Annotated in this window: 21 protein-coding genes and 1 pseudogene; 14 read left to right on the top strand and 8 right to left on the bottom strand. The window is 68.5% G+C overall.

Annotated elements, in window-relative coordinates; all coding sequences use genetic code 11:
* Positions 1 to 111: 111 nt before the first annotated feature.
* Together GAS53_RS28420 and GAS53_RS28415 are read left to right on the top strand one after the other, a co-directional pair.
* Complete coding sequence (locus GAS53_RS28420; protein WP_225859133.1) at positions 112 to 1,014, top strand: hypothetical protein; 903 nt, start codon at positions 112 to 114, stop codon at positions 1,012 to 1,014.
* An 85-nt stretch (positions 1,015 to 1,099) separates the two neighbouring features.
* Positions 1,100 to 1,669: a TetR/AcrR family transcriptional regulator gene (locus GAS53_RS28415; protein WP_151480550.1), complete on the top strand. Its 570-nt coding sequence runs from the start codon at positions 1,100 to 1,102 to the stop codon at positions 1,667 to 1,669.
* A 95-nt stretch (positions 1,670 to 1,764) separates the two neighbouring features.
* On the opposite strand, the pseudogene GAS53_RS28410 reads toward GAS53_RS28415, so the two are convergent.
* Positions 1,765 to 2,164: pseudogene (locus GAS53_RS28410) on the bottom strand (TetR family transcriptional regulator).
* Between the two features lie 219 nt (positions 2,165 to 2,383).
* Between GAS53_RS28410 and GAS53_RS28405 the strand changes: the two are divergent.
* The 8 genes from GAS53_RS28405 to GAS53_RS28375 all read left to right on the top strand — a co-directional run bounded on the left by GAS53_RS28405 (position 2,384) and on the right by GAS53_RS28375 (position 9,841).
* The gene (locus tag GAS53_RS28405; protein ID WP_225859134.1) at positions 2,384 to 3,199 is read left to right on the top strand and encodes an oxidoreductase; all 816 of its coding nucleotides are present in this window, start codon (positions 2,384 to 2,386) and stop codon (positions 3,197 to 3,199) included.
* Positions 3,200 to 3,366: 167 nt separating this feature from the next.
* Entirely contained in the window at positions 3,367 to 4,341 is a 975-nt protein-coding gene (locus GAS53_RS28400; protein ID WP_192583321.1) for an NmrA family NAD(P)-binding protein, read from the top strand.
* A gap of 500 nt (positions 4,342 to 4,841) precedes the next feature.
* Positions 4,842 to 5,171 (top strand): hypothetical protein, encoded by a 330-nt coding sequence (locus GAS53_RS28395; RefSeq protein WP_151480548.1) that lies wholly within the window; start codon positions 4,842 to 4,844, stop codon positions 5,169 to 5,171.
* 362 nt (positions 5,172 to 5,533) lie between these two features.
* The gene (locus GAS53_RS28390; protein WP_151480571.1) at positions 5,534 to 6,115 is read left to right on the top strand and encodes a tellurite resistance TerB family protein; all 582 of its coding nucleotides are present in this window, start codon (positions 5,534 to 5,536) and stop codon (positions 6,113 to 6,115) included.
* A gap of 163 nt (positions 6,116 to 6,278) precedes the next feature.
* Positions 6,279 to 6,449, top strand: coding sequence for a hypothetical protein (locus GAS53_RS55355; RefSeq protein WP_192583320.1), 171 nt, complete (start codon positions 6,279 to 6,281; stop codon positions 6,447 to 6,449).
* A 117-nt stretch (positions 6,450 to 6,566) separates the two neighbouring features.
* Positions 6,567 to 7,499, top strand: coding sequence for an SGNH/GDSL hydrolase family protein (locus tag GAS53_RS28385; protein ID WP_151480547.1), 933 nt, complete (start codon positions 6,567 to 6,569; stop codon positions 7,497 to 7,499).
* A 360-nt stretch (positions 7,500 to 7,859) separates the two neighbouring features.
* A complete protein-coding gene (locus tag GAS53_RS28380) occupies positions 7,860 to 9,221 on the top strand; it encodes an NAD(P)/FAD-dependent oxidoreductase (protein ID WP_151480546.1) in 1,362 nt (453 codons plus the stop codon).
* Between the two features lie 173 nt (positions 9,222 to 9,394).
* Positions 9,395 to 9,841 carry a cupin domain-containing protein gene (locus tag GAS53_RS28375; RefSeq protein ID WP_151480570.1) on the top strand — a complete coding sequence of 149 codons (447 nt, stop codon included), beginning with the start codon at positions 9,395 to 9,397 and terminating at the stop codon, positions 9,839 to 9,841.
* A 132-nt stretch (positions 9,842 to 9,973) separates the two neighbouring features.
* On the opposite strand, the gene GAS53_RS28370 is transcribed toward GAS53_RS28375, so the two are convergent.
* Positions 9,974 to 10,867, bottom strand: a complete 894-nt coding sequence (locus tag GAS53_RS28370; RefSeq protein WP_151480545.1) for a Gfo/Idh/MocA family protein — start codon at positions 10,865 to 10,867, stop codon at positions 9,974 to 9,976.
* A 524-nt stretch (positions 10,868 to 11,391) separates the two neighbouring features.
* Between GAS53_RS28370 and GAS53_RS28365 the strand changes: the two genes are divergently transcribed.
* Entirely contained in the window at positions 11,392 to 12,144 is a 753-nt protein-coding gene (locus tag GAS53_RS28365) for a hypothetical protein (protein WP_151480544.1), read from the top strand.
* A gap of 46 nt (positions 12,145 to 12,190) precedes the next feature.
* On the opposite strand, the gene GAS53_RS28360 is transcribed toward GAS53_RS28365, so the two are convergent.
* Both GAS53_RS28360 and GAS53_RS28355 read right to left on the bottom strand, forming a co-directional pair.
* Positions 12,191 to 13,093: a serine hydrolase gene (locus GAS53_RS28360; protein ID WP_151480543.1), complete on the bottom strand. Its 903-nt coding sequence runs from the start codon at positions 13,091 to 13,093 to the stop codon at positions 12,191 to 12,193.
* Complete coding sequence (locus GAS53_RS28355; RefSeq protein ID WP_225859132.1) at positions 13,090 to 13,980, bottom strand: LysR family transcriptional regulator; 891 nt, start codon at positions 13,978 to 13,980, stop codon at positions 13,090 to 13,092. The genes GAS53_RS28360 and GAS53_RS28355 overlap by 4 nt, the downstream gene beginning before the upstream one ends.
* Before the next feature lie 137 nt (positions 13,981 to 14,117).
* Here GAS53_RS28355 and bla point away from each other — a divergent pair, with 137 nt between their 5' ends.
* Positions 14,118 to 15,068: a class A beta-lactamase gene (gene bla, locus GAS53_RS28350; RefSeq protein ID WP_151480541.1), complete on the top strand. Its 951-nt coding sequence runs from the start codon at positions 14,118 to 14,120 to the stop codon at positions 15,066 to 15,068.
* A 93-nt stretch (positions 15,069 to 15,161) separates the two neighbouring features.
* Here bla and GAS53_RS28345 read toward each other — a convergent pair whose 3' ends face one another.
* Entirely contained in the window at positions 15,162 to 15,716 is a 555-nt protein-coding gene (locus tag GAS53_RS28345; RefSeq protein ID WP_151480540.1) for an ABATE domain-containing protein, read from the bottom strand.
* Between the two features lie 104 nt (positions 15,717 to 15,820).
* On the opposite strand from GAS53_RS28345, the gene GAS53_RS28340 reads away from it, so the two are divergent.
* Complete coding sequence (locus GAS53_RS28340) at positions 15,821 to 16,114, top strand: hypothetical protein (protein WP_151480539.1); 294 nt, start codon at positions 15,821 to 15,823, stop codon at positions 16,112 to 16,114.
* 26 nt (positions 16,115 to 16,140) lie between these two features.
* The gene (locus tag GAS53_RS28335) at positions 16,141 to 17,226 is read left to right on the top strand and encodes a DNA alkylation repair protein (protein WP_151480538.1); all 1,086 of its coding nucleotides are present in this window, start codon (positions 16,141 to 16,143) and stop codon (positions 17,224 to 17,226) included.
* 126 nt (positions 17,227 to 17,352) lie between these two features.
* Here the strand turns inward: GAS53_RS28335 and GAS53_RS28330 are convergent, their stop codons facing one another.
* From GAS53_RS28330 to GAS53_RS28320, 3 genes are all read right to left on the bottom strand, one after another.
* A complete protein-coding gene (locus tag GAS53_RS28330) occupies positions 17,353 to 17,961 on the bottom strand; it encodes a DJ-1/PfpI family protein (protein WP_151480537.1) in 609 nt (202 codons plus the stop codon).
* Positions 17,962 to 18,089: 128 nt separating this feature from the next.
* On the bottom strand, positions 18,090 to 18,470 hold the full coding sequence (locus GAS53_RS28325) for a VOC family protein (protein ID WP_151480536.1): 381 nt from the start codon (positions 18,468 to 18,470) through the stop codon (positions 18,090 to 18,092).
* Between the two features lie 3 nt (positions 18,471 to 18,473).
* The gene (locus tag GAS53_RS28320; protein WP_151480535.1) at positions 18,474 to 18,689 is read right to left on the bottom strand and encodes a hypothetical protein; all 216 of its coding nucleotides are present in this window, start codon (positions 18,687 to 18,689) and stop codon (positions 18,474 to 18,476) included.
* Positions 18,690 to 19,082 lie beyond the last annotated feature (393 nt).

Here is a 19,082-nt window from a genome sequence, read left to right as displayed (position 1 = left end):
CGAACTCCCATTCGGCATCCGACAGTTCATGTCGACGTATCACCCGACCATGATCCACCACTCAAGATCATTTGAAGACACCGCCTAGCACCCCTGGGGGTGAGGGGGCCCGTGCGGCTTTCCGTGCTGGCTGTGCCGATTCTTGTGCTTCCGGGCCTTCTGCTGCTGATCGCCTCACTGGTCAAACCTCTTTTCGTCGACCGGTATGTGGTCTACAGCAATATCGGAATCGCCTTGCTGCTGGGCGCCTTGATGGATTACTTCCACCGGCGGCAGCGCTCTTCCCGCATCACGTGGATCGCGGCGGTTGCCGTACTGGCCGCGCTCGTCCCGCCGAGCCTGTCGCTGAGGACGCCACAGAGCCGAAGCGACAACGTCACCGCCATCGGCGCCACCGTACGCAAGGAAGGCCGTCCCGGCGACGGGCTGCTCTATCTCTCCGGCCGGCACCGGATCTTGACTGCGGCCAACCCCGAGGACACCCGGTTTCTGACAGACCTCGCCCTGGCACAGGATCCCGTTTCGTCGAACACACTTGCAGGTGTCGAGCTTCCCGCCCAGGAAATTGCGGCACGCATGCTGGAATTCGACCGGATCGTCGCGGTCCGCGCGGCAGGTGCGCACTCGCCGGCCAACCCGCAGGAGGAAGCGAAAACAAGCACTCTGCGGCGCCACTTCCGCGAGTACGGAACAACCCATGTCAACGGGGCGCGAGTCACCGTCTATGTCCGAGACCACGACCCGTCTCCGAAGGCCGGTCCTGGATCCACCAGCCCGGTGGCACGAAATCGCCCGCTGACCGACGATCTTCACCGCAGACAGCCGCCGCCGACCAGCACGAGCAGGACCTCACCCACCCACGCCACCCCCGTGACCTGCACGTTCAAGACGAACACAACTCAGTGTGTGTCGACCCGTGAACGACGGGAGGTGTGCACACCATCGGGGCTCGGCGACACCCCTTTCCCTGGAGCCGTCGCCGAGCCTCTGTGCGGACTTCAGTCGTCCGCTTGACTGTGCGCGGCGCCGGAAGTCGGCCCGGCGCACCCTGAAAAACCGATCGGTTTTCATTTCGTCCGCATCGAGTTAACCTCGCAGTATGACCACCGAAGTAAAGCCAAGTACCAGAGAGCGGCTGCTGGAGGCGGCGGCCACGCTCACCTACCGAGACGGTGTCGGTATCGGCGTCGAGGCGCTGTGCAAGGCGGCGGGGGTGTCCAAGCGGTCCCTGTACCAGCTGTTCGAGAGCAAGGACGAACTGCTGGCAGTGAGCCTGGAGGAGCGTGCCTTTGCCTTCATTGCGACGCTCCTGCCCGCGGCGGACGATGGCCGGTCACCCCGTGAGCGGATCCTGCACGTCTTCGAGCGGGTGGAGTCGCAGTCGGGTGCGCCCGAGTTCCGAGGCTGTCGGTACCTGGCTGTGCAGATCGAGCTGAAGGACCAGAGCCACCCTGCGAGCCAGGTGGCACACCGGGTCAAGGCGAACCTGACGGCGTTTTTCCGTTCCGAGGCCGAACAGGGTGGCGCGAGCGACCCCGATCTGCTGGCCCGGCAGCTCAGCCTGGTCTTCGACGGCGCCAGTGCCCGCGCGGGGATCGGAGCCGACAAGCTGACGGGGCTCATCGCGCCCACGGTGGCCACCCTGCTCGACGCGGCAGGCATGCGCTGACGCGTCGCCCCGTCCAGAAGACTCGGTCACCGATGTAACCCCCCGAGTTGACGCCGGCCTCCGGCAGCCGGCGCAGCTCGGATGACTGCATGTCTTTACTTCCCGGTCCCTGAGTGAAGCCCGCTGGCCGTAAGGGTGTTGCCGAGCATGCCGCAAGAGAAGCTGGCGGTCTCGTCGGCGCCCAGCGGCAGGTGCACGGCTTCCCGGGGCCTCATCCAGCCGGCCCGGACGAGCTCACCGATCAGGTCATCGCCCTTCGCCTCGGCGGCCACCACGATGACGTATCCCTGCATCTGCATCAGGAGCGTTTCGGGGCGCGTCGCGATCAGCTGCGGGTAAGCGTTCGCCATTGCTCGGAGGGCCTTACGGCTGCGTGACGCCGACACGCTTGGCGATCGCCGCGGTAGAGGTGCCGTAATAGCCGGTGAGTGCGAACTCGGGGATCGCTGCGCGGATGACGCTCTCGCGACCCTCCTGCGTGCTGACCCTGTCCAGGCCGTCGTTCTCGCAGGCACCAGTCAGAGTCCCCGCAGACGGCAAGCCGCCTGAAACGGCGCGAGCCCGCAGGGCCATTGACCCAACGTCGCCCAAAGCCTCGCGCGGAAGCGCCTGGCCGCCGACCGACCTCGCGACCTTGCAAGATGGAAACCGATCGGTTTACAGTGAGGCGAGGCGAAGAAACCGATCGGTTTCTCTTGACTACGGGAGTGCATGATGACGACAAATCGGCCGGTGGCACTGGTGACAGGTGCGTCATCCGGCATCGGGAAGGAAACCGCGCTCGCGCTGGTCGCAGCGGGTTTCGACGTGGCCGGCACAGGCCGCGACACCTCACGCGTCACCCCGCTCGGCGGTGTGGCGTTCATCGACCTCGACGTGGCCAGTGACCACTCGGTCACCACCGCGGTCCAGCAGGTGATCGAGCGGTTCGGGCGGATCGACGTCCTGGTCAACAACGCCGGCATCGGCTCGATAGGCGCGGCCGAGGAAACCTCCCTCGCGCAGGCCCAGGGCGTCTTCGACACCAACGTATTCGGTGTCATGCGCATGGTGAATGAGGTCCTACCGCACATGCGCGCCCAGGGACGCGGGCGCATCATCAACCTCTCGTCCGTACTCGGCTTCCTGCCCCAGCCGTACATGGCCGTCTACGCCGCCTCCAAGCATGCGGTCGAGGGCTACTCCGAGTCCCTGGACCACGAGGTCCGCGAGCACGGAGTCCGGGCGATTATCGTCGAACCCGCCTACACCAGGACCGGATTCGAGGCCAACAGCGCGAAGCCCGACATGCCTCTGGAGGTCTACGCGAACGGGCGGCAGACCGTCGACCGCGTGATGGCGGAGGCGATCAGGGACGGCGACGACCCCGCCGTCGTCGCCAAGGCGATCGTCGCGGCAGCGACCGACGCCAAACCGAAGGTGCGCTACACCGCGGGCCCCATGGCCGGACGTGCGAGCGTACTGCGCCGCGTCGCTCCCGCCCGGGCCTTCGACAAACAGATCCGCAAGATGAACCGGCTGGCCGGCTGACGCGCAGGCTCACGCGGAGGCGGCCACCAAGCTCAACGACTTCGCCTCACAGGGCGCCATCCAGCGGGCCGTCGCTCCCCGCACCCCGAGCAGCCCAAGACGGTCGCCGACCACCTCCTGGGCCTTCTGGACAGCTGACTCACCCCAACCAGACAGAGGACACATTGATGTCAGAGCGCAGCCCCATCCTGATCACCGGTGCCGCCGGCGAAATCGGGGGTGTGAGCCGAACGATGGTCGACATGCTGCTTGAACAAGGGCACCCGGTGCGCGCGTTCGTGCGGCAGGACGACGAACGCGCGCAATCGCTCCGCCAGGCCGGGGCCGAGGTCTTCGTCGGTGACCTGCTCAACATCGCCGAAGTGACCGCCGCGTTGAAGGGCTGCCGCCGCATCTACTTCAGCATGAGCCTGTCGCCGTACTACACCGACGCCGTCAGCTTGATGGCCGCGGCGGCGCGGGCCCAGGGCGACATCGAGGTCTTCGTCAACATCTCCGAGTACGAGCAGTCCTTCATGACGTTCGACAAGATGACCGCGCCGGAGGCAGAACGGCGTTCGCTGCTCGGCGGACTCATCGCGAACTGGTCGCCGCAGCAACGGGCCCACTGGGTCGCCGAGCAGGTGCTGGACTGGTCCGGCCTCCCGACCGTCAACGTGCGGGCGGCCATGTTCGTCGAGAACCCCCTGATGACCTGGCTGGCGCTGGAACCGCTGAGCAACGGTGAGCTGCGCCTGCCCTTCGGCCACCACCAGCTCGCGCCCATCGCCGGCTACGACGTGGCGGAGCTGTGCGTGAAGGTCCTGGCCGATCCGGCGCCGCACATCTCGAAGTCCTACGACCTCAACGGCCCGGAGCTGAAGGACATGCACGGGTTCGCGGAGGACTACGCGGCCGCGCTGGGACGCCAGGTCACCTACGTTCCCGAAGACATCGAAACCTGGAACGAGACCTACGTGGACACCGCCCTGGCCGCGTTCCCGCACACCGCGGAACACCTCAAGACCCTGACCCGGCTCATGGGCGGCGGCGGATACCGCGGCGTCACCGATCAGCTGGAAACCCTGCTCGGGCGCCCGCCGAAGACCGTGCGATGGGCGCTGGAGAACCATCCGCGCATCCGGAAGCTGGCGGCTTCCTGAGCCGCTGAGCGGTCCACAGCAGGCCAATGACGCCACACCGGAGTGCCGTCCGTCATCACCACGCCGTCCGCAGGGGCTTTCCGCTGGGCCCGCAGGACCTGCTCCGAGGGCGGGACGACGGCCGTGCGCGGTTTGCGTGCCCCGCTGAGCTGGGCCGGGCGCTTTCAGGCGGGACTGGAGCGGGCAGCGCCTTACGACGCCCCGGCGACCCGGGTGAAGCTCGTTCCGACGATGCACTTCCCGGAGCGGTTGTCGGCAGCCCACTGCGGGAACGGACGGTGCCACGCTCGTTGCGATGGCCCGCACAGGGCTGTAAGCGTCGTCCTGAACCATCACATCCGCGAGGGCGGACCGTTCTGACGGCTGCCATCGGAACACGGTTGGCGGCCGGAAACACCCTGAGCGAGGGGCTGCTGTGGAGGTGCCGACACTCTCACCCCTTGCACCGCGGGTGCGTTCAACCGCGTACCGTGGAGCCATCACAACCGGAGGTCACACACATGTCCGCGCTACCGCACGAGCCGAGCCCGCAAGCCTCTTCGGATCCGCACCTGCTCGAACACGCCGAGGGCCCGCAGACGCTCGCCGAGTTGCGCGCCGCGCTCGCGGTGATCAGCCCCGAGGCGTTGACCGCGTTCAATGCCCGGCTCGACTCCGCGACGTTCGGAGAGGACCTGACCGAGGTCATCGCCAAGGCCCGCCGCACCGTGGCGTTCTCGAACCGCGCCGAGGTGGCGGCCGACGAAGCGGCCTCCATGGACGAAACGGCCGGGGCGCAGCCGGTCGAGGATCTGTGGGCCCACCTTGACGTGCGGGACAGCGCGCCGTGACCGACTGGAGCGTCACCGTTCCGTCCGCCTCTACGAGGAGCCTGTCGCGCTGACCCGGCCGCCAAGCCGTCCACGACGTGCTCGACCGCCGGGGAGAAGCCCAGCCCCCAGGTTCTGTTCCTCTAGGAGCGCAGGGACCGGACGCCGACGCCGGCGCGTTCGGCGAGCTCTCCGATGCGCCTGTCGTTCTCTCTGTGACAATCCGTCGGCGGAGCTGCGGATCCTGAACAGGATCTTTTTTACGTTACCTTTGCCAATCGGGAACCCCCGTGGTTGCGAAGGCCGTTCACCTGGCGGGGCGTGAAGAAGCGCGACCGATGATCAAGACCGTACAGGCAACAGTAGAAGCCGAGGTGGCAGTAGTGGCGATGTGGGACCGGCTCAAGGACCAGGCCAAGAACCTCCAGCAGTCCCAGAGTGCCAGGGGAGGGGGCGGACAGGGGCACGCTCCCTTTGGGCAGGGACAGCGCGGTGGCCACGGGGCTGGTTCGTCCTCCGGTGGCTCCAAGGCCCAGCTGGTCGGGCTGCTCAAGTCCCAGCTCGCGTCGGTCAAGACCGAGCTCAAGAGCGGCTCCTACCGGGACGCCAGCATGGCCATGTGTGCGCTGGTGGCCGCGGCTGACGGCTATGTGGAGCCGACGGAGAGGCAGCGCGTGGAGGAGCTGATCGTCTCCAACGAGGTACTGCAGAACTTCCCGGCAGACCAGCTGCGCCAGCGCTTCAACCATCACGTGGACCGGCTCGTCGCCAACTTTGAACTGGGCAAGGCCGAAGCGCTGCGGGAGATCGCCAAGGCGGCCAAGAAACCGGCCGAGGCCCGCGCGGTTGTCCAGACGGGCATCGTGGTCGCGGGTGCCGACGGGCACTTCGAATCGTCCGAGCAACAGGCCATTCGCGACGCCTGCGCCGCTCTTGGGCTGTCGCCTGCGGAATTCGGCGTCTGACAGACACCGCCGCCGTCGGCTCTCCCCAGGGGGAGCCGGCGGCCCGGATGGCCACGCTGAACTGGCATACCATCACCTGCTCCTGCTCCTGCTCCAGATCCCCGGCCAGGTGAGCGCGCCAGGCCGAAACTGCCGGGAGACGGCCGTGCGCGGTGGTCAGTACATGCGTGCAGCCACCGAGGGCGAGGCGCCGAAGCGCGACTCCGTGAAAGGCATCGCCGCGGTGCCGCCCGTCGTGCATCGGCCCGTCGTGCGCCAAGCCGCCGCTGCGTCAGGCGGCCGGGCGCTCTGCCTCGCCATGAACAAGCGGCGTATCCGCAGCGCGAACCCGTGATCCCGTGCTTCGCGCCTCTGGCCCCGAGAACGAACTGGCCGGTATACAAGTTCAGTTACCGTGCGAGGGCGCCGTCGGCGACCCCAGCTCGCCGTCTCGGACTCAGGGGGAACTTCGATGAAGCGTCGCACCCAGCACGGCAGGACGGCCAGGACAGCCAGGACGGCATCGAACAGCCGACGGGCGACCGCCGTCGGCGCAGCGGTCAGCGGCTGCGCCCTCGTCGTCGCGTCCGCAGTCCCCGTCGCGGCACACGGTGACGGCCGCGGCCGGGGAACGGACTACGTCTCGCTGGGGGACTCCTACACCTCGGGGCCGCTGATCCCGCAGCAGGTGGATGTGAACTGCGCCCGCTCCGACCACAACTACCCTTCGCTCGTTGCCGCGGAGCGGCGAGTGTCCACGTTCAAGGACGTGAGTTGCGGCGGCGCCACGACCGAGAACATGTGGAAGGAACAGGGGACCAACCCTCCTCAGCTCAACGCCCTGCAGCGGGGCACCGACCTGGTGACGGTTCAGATCGGCGGCAACGACATCGGGTTCAGCTCCATCATCAGTACGTGCGCCCAGCTGAGCTCACAGGACCTTACGGGCGACCCGTGCCGGCGTCACTACACCTCCTCCGGGGTCGATGAGCTGACGCTGAGGATCCTCGACACGGCACCCAAGATCGCGCGCGTGCTGCGGGCCGTGCATGCCAGGGCGCCGCACGCTCGTGTGCTCGTCGTCGGCTATCCGGCTCTCCTGCCGGAGGATGGCAGCGGCTGCTACCCCTCGGTGCCGTTCGCGGCGAAGGACTTCCCCTATCTGCGCGACACCGGTAAGCGCCTCAACTTGATGATGCGCGTGGTGGCACGGTTGAACGGGGCCGAATACGTCGACACGTACGGACCCACGATCGGGCACGACATGTGCAAGGCCCCGGAGATCCGCTGGGTCGAACCGCTGCGACCGACCTCTCCCGCGGCCCCGGCACACCCCAACGCCAAGGGCGAGGAGGCCATGGCACGCGCCGTGCTGGAGCGTCTGAGCAAGGGACACGGACGCTGACGGACCTCCCACGAGGAAGAAGTCTCCGCGAAGGGGCTGACACGGCCGCCTGGGGCAGCGCAGACTTCGACAGCGACACGGCCGGGCGGACCACGCGTCTCACAGCCGACGGTCGGCGCGCCCTCACCGGCACCGGGAGACCCCCGCGTGGCGCGCGGAGAGGCGACCCCACACCCGCGCCCACTGCGGTCGCACGGTTGGGTCCGCATGCGACGACTCGAATCCGTATGGGCCGGGGGCCGACTCGCCGGTTGGGGAGGTGCGTCGGCTCGCCTCATCGGGGGATCACCACGTGCGAAGGGGGGACTCAGGGGGCAGGGGAGACCGTGGGAAGCCAGATAGCGCGGGGCCGGTGAAGGGATGGACATCGTGGTACGACCGAAGATCTTGGTGGTGGGAGCGGGCTTCGCGGGAGTGGGGTGCGTCCGCCGCCTGGAGCGCAAACTGGGAGCCGACGAGGCCGACCTGGCGCTGGTGACACCGTTCTCCTACCAGCTCTATCTGCCGCTCCTGCCGCAGGTCGCCTCGGGGGTGCTGACCCCGCAGTCGATCGCCGTGTCGCTGCGCCGCAGCCGTAAATACCGCACCCGCATCATCCCCGGTGGTGCCATCGGTGTGGATCTGAAGGCCAAGGTCTGCGTGGTCCGCAAGATCACGGGTGAGATCGTGAACGAGCGGTATGACCACATCGTGCTGGCACCGGGCAGCGTCACACGCACCTTCGACATTCCGGGTCTCACCGACAACGCGCGCGGCATGAAGACGCTCGCCGAGGCCGCGTACCTCCGTGACCACGTCATCTCGCAGCTCGACCTCGCCGACGCCAGCCAGGACGAGGCCGAGCGGGCCGCGCGGCTTCAGTTCGTGGTGGTCGGTGGAGGCTACGCGGGTACGGAGACCGCCGCGTGCCTGCAGCGGTTGACGCACAACGCGGTCAAGCGCTACCCGCGGCTCGACCCGAAGCTGATCAAGTGGCACCTGATCGACATCGCACCGAAACTGATGCCCGAGCTGGGTGACAAGCTCGGCCGCAGCGCCCTGGAGATCCTGCGCAGGCGGGGGATCGACGTCTCGCTGGGCGTCTCCATCGCGAAGGCAGGCCCCGAGGAGGTCACCTTCACCGACGGCCGGGTGATCCCGACCCATACGCTGATCTGGACGGCCGGAGTCGCGGCGAGCCCGCTCATCGCCACCTTGGGCGCCGAGACGGTCAAGGGGCGGCTGGCGGTCAGTTCGGAGATGTCCCTGCCCGGCCACGACGGCGTCTTCGCGCTCGGCGACGCCGCCGCCGTACCGGACGAGGCCAAGGACACGGAGGGTGCCATCTGCCCGCCGACCGCTCAGCATGCGATGCGTCAGGGCAAGCACGTCGCAGACAACGTCATCGCGTCGCTGCGCGGGCAGCGGATGACGCCGTACGTCCACAAGGACCTGGGGCTTGTCGTCGACCTCGGCGGCTTCGACGCCGTGTCCAAGCCGCTCGGTGTCGAGCTGCATGGCCTGCCCGCCTTGGTCGTCGCCCGCGGCTACCACTGGTCGGCGCTGCGCACCAACGTGGCGAAGGTCCGGGTGGCGACGAACTGGGCGCTGAACACGGTGGGCGGCGACGACTTCGTGCGCACGGGGTTGCTGTCCCGTACGTCCGCGACGCTGCGGGACTTCGAGCACTCGAGCGCGTATTTGACCCCGGAGCAGATTCGAGAGCGCACTGAGGCCGGGTGACGCGAGGGCGTAGAGAGGCGTGACGTAGGCCCGGCGGGGTGTGGACGGTGAGGTGTGCGGGCAGTGAGTCTGTCGGGCTCAAGTCGGCAGGACAGCCGATGAGTTGACCGATCCGGAGGGGGATTTCCGTGCGCAGTAGTTCTCGGACAGGCAAGATCCGCAGAGCGTTGGTCATGACCGGCTGTGCGGCCGCACTGGCCTTCGGGTCGACGTCCGCGCTCGCCACTCCCGGCAGCGGGGTCACCGGCACGATCCTCGCCAAGGGCACGTCGGCCGGAACGATGAAGGTCAAGGCCAAGGGGCGTACGGACGTCATCGTGCGGTCCATCACCATCGCACCGGGAGGTTCGACAGGCTGGCACTACCACTCGGGCCAGCTCATCGCCGTCGTCAAGTCGGGCACACTCACCCGCACGTTGCAGGACTGCTCCGTGGAAGCCACACCGACGGGCACCTCGTTCATCGAGCCGGCCGGAGCCCATCACGTCCATATCGGCCGCAACCTCGGCACCGAGCCGGTCGAGTTGTACGTCACCTACCTTGTGCCCGAGGGCAGCCCGCTGTCCGTCGACGCGGACGCGCCGGCCTGCGCCGGGGGACAGGGGCACGGCGGGCACTAGCGGGAACCCATGGGCGGCGGACCACCGGGGACCGGGTGGGTGCCTGACCGGCTTGCCGTTTGAGGCAGTGGGCAGTGCGCGGTGGTGGCCCGTGCACTGCTCCACCGTCGGCCGCTCGGTTTCGCGGCGCTCTCAGCGCGCCTGGGAGCCGTTGCTGAGTTGTGCCTCGGCATCGGTGAGGATCTCTGTCACCCGTAGTCCGAAGGCGGCGTCGCACGGATGCGGTCGACCGGTGCGGGCAGCGTCGAGGAGGGCGTCGGCAGCCCGTGTGAGAGCCTCGACCGCGCCTTCGGTGGACCCGGGCAGGACGGTCACTCCGGCCTTGCCCCGTAGCTCGACGGCGGCTCCGGCGGCCGCGGGCGGGGCCGTCAGGCTGAGCGTCAGGGTGCTCGACGCCCCGCTGACGTGGTGGAGCACCAGGTGAACGGTGTCCTGCGGGCCCCGTGCGGCAGCGGCCACCTGCTCGACATCGCCGAGTATCGGCAGCAGCACGGACAGGGCGTGCGGGCCGACGTCCCAAAGGCCGCCCTTTTCCCGCCGCCATGGCGACGCCGCGAACGGGCTGTCACTCGTGAACACAGCGCCGAGCCACTCCGCGCGTGCGGTGAACCAGCCGTCCGTAGCGGCCTGTTCGGCGATCCAGGCCTGTATCTCGGACTGGAAGCGGCCGGTGAAGAAGACAACCGAGGCGACGCCGGCCTGCTCGACCGCCTCGACGACGGCGCGCCCCTCCTCCACGGTCGCCGCGAGGGGTTTGTCGAGCAGCAGATGGCAGCGCGCCCGCGCGGCGCGCGCCGCGAGCGGGGCCTGCACGGAGGGAGGCAGGGCAATGGCGACCGCGTCCACCTCGGCGAGGAGGGCGTCGACGTCCTCGTACACACGCGTCCCGTGACGGTCGGCCAGGGCCTTGGCCGCGTCGGCGCGCCTGCCCCACACTCCCACGAAGTCCAGTTCGCTGTGCCCGCTCAAGGCGGGAGCGTGGGCCAGTTCAGCCCACGGCCCAGTACCGAGTAGTCCGATGCGCATGCCGCCACCTCTCGTCGTGCCTGTCTCATACGGCGGCCGCCGCCCGTGATCGTCCGGCTCCCACCCGCCGTGAGCTTTTCACGCAGGCCCGGACGCTGCCCAGCCCACCCACCGCACTGAACTCGGTGACGGCGGGACCCGGCGGGGCGTCGGCACGCTCGCCACGCCCGCGCTACTGGTGCCTGCCCCTCGTACGCACCTCGCCCCGGCCTCGTCCCCGCGCGGAGGGCTGAGCCCGTACTCGGGCCACGGCGGAACCGCGCCAGGCGCGGCGATCGTCATAGGTCGGGCTGGGTCGGGTCGGACGAGCGTGACTCCTGAGCCGTGGGTTTGAGGTGCTCGCCGGGTGCGTAGTCTCTCGGGCGGCTTGCAGGGGACGTACAGGATCAGCATCGGGGGAGACGATGAGTGGAAGCACGGGGCAGAACCCTTGGGGGCCGTACGGCGGACAACCGCCAGGGGGCCCGGCGCCGGTGTGGCCCCCCGCTCCGCCCGTCCCCCCGGTCCCGCAGCGCCGTCCCTCCTTGCGGCGCCGAGTGTGGGGCACGATCAACCCGATCGCGGTCGGCCGCCGGGTGTTCACCCCGTCGCGGCCCGACCGGGTTCAGGACCCGGCCGTGAAGAAGGTCCAGGTCCTGCGCACGGTGGTCGGCTTCGCCGCGGTGGTGTGCATCCTGCTGGCGTACCGGGTCGTGGCGGACGCCGAGGGGGTGTTGGACCAGCGCATGAACCAGACCGAGACCTCGGTGAACCTGGCTGCGATCACGCTCCCGGTCTGCGTGGCGGCGTTCATCGCGGCGACCCGCCCGCCCAACCGGCAGCTGTTCCTGCGGCGTGCGCTGAAACCGCTGGGAGCGCTGTGCGCGCTGGGCTGCTGCATCGGCTTCATCCTGCTGCTCGGCAACGGCGTGTTCGGGGACTTTGTCTTGACCGGTGAGGAGAAGCCGTCCCCCGGGGCCTACGCACGCCTTGCCTTCATGCTCTTCTTCCTGCTGTGGTACGTGCCGTTCTTCCTCTACGGCATTGCCATGGTCCTGGTTCATGTGTTCCGCACCGCCGACATCCACGAAGCGCTGCCGCCGGTGCTGGCCATGGTGCTGGTATGGGAACTCACCGTCTCCGACCTGTTCACCGGAGCGTATGACGCCGCGCCCTTCGGTGTGCGGATGGCCCTCACCTTCGGCGCACCGTTGTCCATCACCGCGGTGAGCCTGTGGGAACTCAGGCGGCTCCGCTCACGCCATGGCATCACGGTGCGGCAGGCAATGCTCCGCTGACCGCGCGAACCGGGGACGACGATTGGGGCGTCGAGGGCCTGCGCCGCTAGAGCTGCCGCAGGTGGTCACGGAGTGTGCGGGCGACCTGCGCCATGAGAGCTTCGGCACCGGGCTGGGAACTGGCCGGAACGAGTGATTCCGTAAGGACGGCGATGGCGAAGACCTGACCGTCGGAGTGCTCGACGACACCGATCTCGTGGCGGAGGTTCAGAAGCGTGCCGGTCTTGGAGGACCACGTGGTGGCGTCGGAGCTGAAGTCAGGGGCGAGCCGGTGCCGGAGCACGTTGTGGGCCATGAGGTCGCGTACGCGCTCGGCCACTTCGGGGTGGATCTTCGACGGGGTCCACAGGGCCTGGAGCAGTTCGGCCCAGGCTCGTGCGCTGCCGGTGTTGGCGCGGGTGGTGTCGAGCTGCGGCACCCGGTGTCCGCGGCCGCTGGTGCCGGCGTCGATGGCGAGGGCGTGGGCGAGATGGACGTCGGCGGCGTCGAAGCGCTCGACGGGGGTGTCCATGAGCTCGTTCATGGTGTGCCGGACGGTGATGTCGCGCAGGCCGAGCTCGTGGAGGATGTCGGCGACCCGGGCGGGCGGGGTGAGGCCGAACAGCGCGTCGGCGGCGTGGCTGTCACTCAGGCAGGTGCTCAGGTAGAGCAGGTCGTCGACCGCGATCCGGGCAGGGTGGCGAAAGCGGCTCAGCCCGATGGGGCCGGCCGTGGTGATCCGCCCGGGTGGCACGTCGAGGGGCGTCGCTCCGTCGAGCTCGCCCCGTCGGACGCGTTCGAGCGTGGCCAGCGCGAGCGGGACCTTGACCAGGGACGCGGACGGCAGCTGGGTGTCCGGCTCGATTCCCAGCTCCTCTCCCGTGTGCAGGTCCCGCACGAGCAGGCAGCCGTGCAGTCCGCCGTCGCGCAGTTGTCGACGCAGGTCGTGCAATAGTGCCTCGGTGCTCAAGTCCCTTCCCTTCCTGAGGTTCCCGCGCCCAGACAGCGGGCGACGGCATCGCCCAGGCGCGCTTCGATGAGCTGTGGATTGCCGTCTCCGGCGGCGGCGAGGGCGAAGCCCCGGCCGATCGCGATCTCGCCGATGGGCCGCCAGCCCAGGTCGAGTTCCTCGGCCTGGGCGGGGGAGCACAGCAACAGGTCGCGTGAGGACAGGACTTCCGCCGCGGCGGTCGTCAGGTCGGGCGCGGCGACGAGCTGTGCGGGCCGCAGGCCGACCGCGTCGCGCAGGCGCGTCAGCGGGTCGCGGATGTGCGGCACGTCGTCCTCCGGCTGGATCCAGACGCGGCGGGCAGGGCCGGCGGATGCTCGTCCGACCCGCAGTGTTTCGAGATAGACGCGCTTCACGCCCGGTACCCGGGTACCGGCGAGCCCGAGCGGCACGGACCATCTCGCGTCGTCCGGCGGCACCGCGAGCAGGGCGGCCCGCACCTGCTGCGCGTGGAGGAGCTCCGTGCGCTGTGCCGGTCCCGCGACGCGGAGATCGAGGGTGACGCTGTGCCCACGTGCCTCGGCGACGAGGCGGGCGAGACTGGCCGTGGAGCAGATGCCGGGCACCGCGAGCCGCCACGGCTTGCGCTTGGCGGCCTCCGCCTCGTGCAGCAACACGTCGGCCGCCTGCACGAGTTGCCTGGCCGTCGGCAGCATGTCCCGGCCGAAGGGGGTGAGGACGGCCCGTCGTGACGTGCGTTCGAACAACGGCTCACCGAAGCGTTCCTCCAGTGCGGCGACGCGACGGCTGGCCACGGACTGGGACATCTGGGCGGCGGCCGCCCCGACGGTGAAACTGCCGTGCTCGCTCACGCTGACGAACGCACGACACGCTCCCACCAGATCCACAGCCGAAACCCTATGCCAGATCCACGGCCCGCTCTCATGCTGAATCAGCATGGGACGGCGCGTTCGCGTATTGGACCGCATGGCCGCCGACCGGTGAGGGTGATCCACGAACTCATGACCACCCAGGAGGTTGGACCATGCAGACTCCGCAACACGCCCATGCCCGCCGCGCCCTTCGCGGTGCGCTCGCCGCGCTCGCGCTCGTCGTCCCGCTCGCCGCCTGCGGCCAGGACGGTTCCCCGGCCTCGTCGTCCCCGTCATCGGCCCGGTCCGCCGTGACCACGACCCCGATCGCGGCGACGACGCCGTTCAACGGCGAATTAAAGGAACTCGAGCGCAAGTTCGACGCCCGGCTCGGTGTCTACGCCATCGACACCGGCACCGGCCGCGAGGTGGCTCACCGGGACGGCGAACGGTTCGGCTACCACTCCACGTTCAAGGCGCTCGAAGCCGGCGCCGTGCTGCGGAAGTACTCCCTGAACGGCATGAACAAGGTGATCAAGTACTCCAGTGACGACCTGGTCGCCAACTCGCCCATCACCGAGAAGCACGTCGAGACCGGGATGACCCTGAGCGAACTGTGTGACGCCGCCGTCCGCTACAGCGACAACACCGCGGCCAACCTGCTGTTCGACGCACTCGGCGGCCCCAAGGGTCTCGAGTCGGACCTCAGGAAGCTGGGCGACAAGGTCACCCTGATGGAGCGCATCGAGCCCCACCTGAGCGACTGGGTCCCGGGCGAGACCCGGGACACGACCACCCCGCGGGCGCTCGCCAAGGACCTGCGCGCGTACGTTCTCGGAGACGTCCTGCGCAAGCGCGAGCGCGCCCAGCTCACGACGTGGCTGAAGACCAACACCACCGGGAACGAGGTCATCCGGGCCGGCGTGCCCGAGGGCTGGGTGGTCGGCGACAAGACCGGAAGCGGCAGCGGCTACGGCGCCCGCAACGACATCGCCGTCGTGTGGCCCCCCGACTCCGCCCCCATCGTCATGGCGATCCTGACGAACCGTGGGAAGGCGGAGGACGTCCACGACAACAAACTGATCGCGGAAGCGGCGTCCGTGGTCGCCGAAACATTGTCCTAGCAGGAGACGGGGCCGCGGCCGAGCACCCCGACGCCGAACCGCCCGGCCGCGGCGGTCACCGGTCACAACCTGACTTTGGGTTCCCTTGTGTCATCAGCTGTGGGATTCCGCGTCTCGTGGCTGGCGCCGGGTGGACCTCGCCCGGTTGCCGCAGCCGAGGGAACACCATGCCTGGTCACGGCGCCTGGCCAGGAAGAACATGCCGCAACTGGGGGCGTGGCAGCGCCGCACCCGCTGACGGTCTGGACCGGCGGCCAGGGCGAGCGTCTCGCGGGCGACGACGGCGTCGGCGCCGCCACCCTGTTCCTGCTGTGCGAGCAGGCCGTCGCCGGTCATCCGGAAGACGACGGGGGCGGACGAGGCGAGTTCGTTCAGGCGGCTCCGCAGGCTGTCGGTGAGCGGCCGCTGTCCGGCTGTCGCATCCAGCGCGTCGCGGACCAACCCACGCAGCCGCTCCAGCTCCTCCAAGGGGAGGCCGGCCAATCTGCGGTCGGCGGCGCGGGCGCGCCATCGCCTGGTGAGTTCCCGATCGGCGAGGAAGTCGACGTCGCCGCGCCCCGGGCCTGCGCCGACAACGACGGTGTTGGCCAGGTCGAGGACCGGGTCCTCGCCGATCCACGGCATTTCCTGCAGGTCCCGGATGGTCATGCCCCTCAATCTACTGGATTCAGGTCAGCGAACCCGTGATAACTTCAGCTCACGGATTTGATCCGCCAAATCCGTGAGTCATGTGGTCGACGAAGGGTGCTGCAATGAGTGCAACCATCGAGTACGTCAGGTTCGACACCGACGACCCCGCCGCCCTCACCGCCCACCGGGAGCAGCTCGTCGAACTGCTCAAGGAGCAGTACGGCGACGGCTTTCAGGGCGCCCACCTCGCCCAGTTCGACGACGGCACCGTCCTGGACTTCATCGTCTGGTCGTCCGCCGCCGTCGCCGAGCGCGCGGCCAAGGAAATGCCGACCGACCCCCGGGCTCAGGGCTTCTTCAGCCGAATCGGCACAGTGCACGAGATGCGGCACGCTCAGGTACTGCACACCGCATAGCCCACGAGACCAAGGAGAATGACGCTGTGCCCTCGGCAGACGAACTACTCAGCGCCGACACCGTCGCCCGCCTCGCCCGATGCCTTACGCGAGCCGGTGACGGGATCACGGCGCACGAGACCCGGGGGTGCGGCGCCGTCCTGGACGGGCTGAGCTTCACCGAGCGTGTCACCGTGATCAGAAATGCCGTCCTGGCTGATCTTCCGGCGGACTACCCGGCCTTCGCGAACGTGGTGCGCGCCGCACTGCGGGACAGCGATTTCACCGGATGGATGATCTTTCCGGTCACCGAGGCCATCGCCGTACGTGGCCGGGACGCCTTCGAACCGGCGCTCGCCCTGCTGGCGGAACTCACCCCGCGCCTGACCGCGGAGATCGCCGTCCGGCCCTTCCTCCGTGCCGACCTGGAACGCGCGCTCCGGGTCATGACGCCGTGGACCGCGCATCCCGACCTCCACGTCCGTCGCCTGGCCAGTGAGGGCACTCGGCCAAGACTGCCCTGGGCGCCCCAGCTTCCGGAGCTGATCGCGGATCCGACCCCCGCACTGCCCCTGCTCGACGCGCTGTACCGGGATGACTCCGAGTACGTCCGCAGATCAGTGGCCAACCACCTCAACGACATCAGCCGTGACCACCCCGAGATCGCCGCCGGGATCGCGGCGCGCTGGCTGAGCGACCCGGCACCGACGACGACCCGGTTGGTACGGCACGGCTTGCGGACCCTGATCAAATCCGGCCACGCCGGGGCCCTTACGCTGCTCGGCCACTCCCCGGACAGTCCCGTCGCTGTCGAGGGCCCGCACGTCCACGCCTCAGAGATCCGGGTCGGCGACCATCTGCTGTTCGACTACTCGGTGACCAACACGCACGATCAGACCGCTCACCTCGTCGTCGACTACGTCGTCCACCACATGAAAGCCAACGGGACCCGCACCCCCAAGGTCTTCAAACTCACCACGCGATCCCTGGCTCCCGGCGAGACATGGCGCGCGACACGCAGACACTCCTTCAAGCCGATCAGCACGCGGCGCTACCACCCGGGTGTCCATCTGGTGCAGCTCCAGGTCAACGGCCGACCCCACGGGGAAGCCTCGTTCACGCTGCACTGCTGAGGGCAACCACCTCGCATCCCGCTTCGGTGGCGTATCTGCCACCGCGCCGCCTCCAATGGGGCTTCCGCCACCAGAAACGGGGACCCGCATCCGCGCAGCTATCCCAAAAAGGCTGATCGCGGGGCGTCAGCGCAGTGCAACCTCGCCCGCGTGGACGGCACGCAGGGCGCGCTCGACCGTCTCCTGGTTTTCGCCGACCGGAGCCACGTAGTCGAGGACGTCGCGCGCGGCCTCCTCCCCGAGCGTTCGGGTGATCACCCACGTGGCGAGATACTGGGACGCCAGGCAACCGCCCACCGTGGCGATGTTCCCCTCGGCGTAGAACGGCGCGTCCAGCACGGTGACGTCGCAGGCTTCGACGAAGGGCCGGCTCGTCCTGTCCGTGCAAGCCGGCATGCCATCCAGCAACCCGAGCCGGGCCAGCACCAGCGCGCCGGAGCACTGCGAACCGATGAGCTGTCGCGAAGGGTCGAACCGCAGCCTGGAGACCAGCCGGTCGTCGGCGACCACGTCGCGCGTCTTCACTCCGCTACCGATCAACACGACGTCGGCTTCGGTCACGAACTCCATCGGGCGCTGCCCGGTCACCTCGACGCCGTTCATCGACGTGACCACCGGTGTCGGCGTTGTAATGAAAGCTTCCAAGCCGTCCTTACGGCACCGGTTGATCAGTGCGGAAGCGATGAAACTGTCGAGCTCGTTGAACCCGTCGAAGGTGACCACGGCTACCTGCATCACAACTCCTTCAAAGACGGCACCAGATCACCAGTCTCCCCGGCGCGCCGTTCCGGGGCGAGAGCCAATCAGCGGCGGGCGGCCTGCCACCGATCCCGGAGCGGTTGACCGCCCCTTGTTCGGTTCCGCTATGGCCACGTCCTGGATTGAGCTTCGAAGACCTCGGGGTTGCTGTGCACGGGAATGACGCACACCAGGTGCCCGCCGGGCGCCCGGAGAACGCGGCACTCCAGCCACTGGGCTACTTGCATGGCGCCCAGAGCGATCAGACGGGCAGTCTCGGCTTCGACGTCGTCGGTCTCGATGTCGAGGTGGAAGCGAGGCAGGTCATCAACAGCCTGGACAGCGGTGACCAGTCCGGGCAGAGCCTCATGGAGCACGGTGAACTGCGGCTCGGAGGGCACCGGTACCGAGGCCGCGCCAAGGGCCGCGGACCAGAAGGACGCGGCGCTATCAGCTTCGGCTTCCGGTGTGTCGATCAGAACGGCGTAGACGCGGCTTCGATGCATGCCTCAGACCGTATCGATCCGACGCAGCCGGTCAGATAGCCGGCCTGCGTTGCCAGTTCCCGGCCTGCGTTGGCAGTTCAGGGACGGCAATCCTTGGCGGCCGAACTTGTTGAGGATCCCGGAAAGGAGAACATCGAAAACGGTCAGCTTCCCGCCGACTGCGGTGCGGATGGCACCCGCGCCCACGAGCCACCCGCTGGACTTGAAAGCATCGATCACCGGCTTGAATGTTGGGAATTCTTATATTTCTTTGCATTGTCCTGGTGAGTCTTGTGGTGAATCACATTTCGCGGAGAGCTCTCAGAAGAAGGGGCATTCGAGCGCGCGCGGTGTGTGTGGAGCACGTCAAGGAGGGGACCAGTGACAAAGTGGGCCTCCTGATGGAGTGCGTCGGCCCGGACGGCGTGCCGGTCAGGCCCACGGTGGGGTACTTCACCAGCCCTCCGCTTCGCATCGGTGACGCGGTCGACATCGTCTATGACCCGAGTAATCTCAGGGGGCCCAATTCGTCAACGACGCCGAGTCCGGTAAATGGGCCCCTGTGCTCATCGCGGTGGTCTCCGTACTCGTAGGTGTGACTGGCGTCCTTACGATCGCCTAGTACTGCAGCCG

Origin of the sequence: Streptomyces albicerus (assembly GCF_008905045.1) — a bacterium.
GTDB classification, from domain to species: Bacteria; Actinomycetota; Actinomycetes; order Streptomycetales; family Streptomycetaceae; genus Streptomyces; species Streptomyces albicerus.
Note: the sequence above shows the minus strand (reverse complement) of the source record. Positions and strands in the feature narration are given on the sequence as shown.

Coding starts and splice junctions, on each gene's coding strand:
- GAS53_RS28415 (WP_151480550.1), top strand. CDS start 1,100: ATGACCACCGAAGTAAAGCCAAGTACCAGAGAGCGGCTGCTGGAGGCG.
- GAS53_RS28405 (WP_225859134.1), top strand. CDS start 2,384: ATGACGACAAATCGGCCGGTGGCACTGGTGACAGGTGCGTCATCCGGC.
- GAS53_RS28400 (WP_192583321.1), top strand. CDS start 3,367: ATGTCAGAGCGCAGCCCCATCCTGATCACCGGTGCCGCCGGCGAAATC.
- GAS53_RS28395 (WP_151480548.1), top strand. CDS start 4,842: ATGTCCGCGCTACCGCACGAGCCGAGCCCGCAAGCCTCTTCGGATCCG.
- GAS53_RS55355 (WP_192583320.1), top strand. CDS start 6,279: ATGCGTGCAGCCACCGAGGGCGAGGCGCCGAAGCGCGACTCCGTGAAA.
- GAS53_RS28385 (WP_151480547.1), top strand. CDS start 6,567: ATGAAGCGTCGCACCCAGCACGGCAGGACGGCCAGGACAGCCAGGACG.
- GAS53_RS28380 (WP_151480546.1), top strand. CDS start 7,860: ATGGACATCGTGGTACGACCGAAGATCTTGGTGGTGGGAGCGGGCTTC.
- GAS53_RS28375 (WP_151480570.1), top strand. CDS start 9,395: ATGACCGGCTGTGCGGCCGCACTGGCCTTCGGGTCGACGTCCGCGCTC.
- GAS53_RS28370 (WP_151480545.1), bottom strand. CDS start 10,867: ATGCGCATCGGACTACTCGGTACTGGGCCGTGGGCTGAACTGGCCCAC.
- bla (WP_151480541.1), top strand. CDS start 14,118: ATGCAGACTCCGCAACACGCCCATGCCCGCCGCGCCCTTCGCGGTGCG.
- GAS53_RS28345 (WP_151480540.1), bottom strand. CDS start 15,716: ATGACCATCCGGGACCTGCAGGAAATGCCGTGGATCGGCGAGGACCCG.
- GAS53_RS28340 (WP_151480539.1), top strand. CDS start 15,821: ATGAGTGCAACCATCGAGTACGTCAGGTTCGACACCGACGACCCCGCC.
- GAS53_RS28330 (WP_151480537.1), bottom strand. CDS start 17,961: ATGCAGGTAGCCGTGGTCACCTTCGACGGGTTCAACGAGCTCGACAGT.
- GAS53_RS28325 (WP_151480536.1), bottom strand. CDS start 18,470: ATGCATCGAAGCCGCGTCTACGCCGTTCTGATCGACACACCGGAAGCC.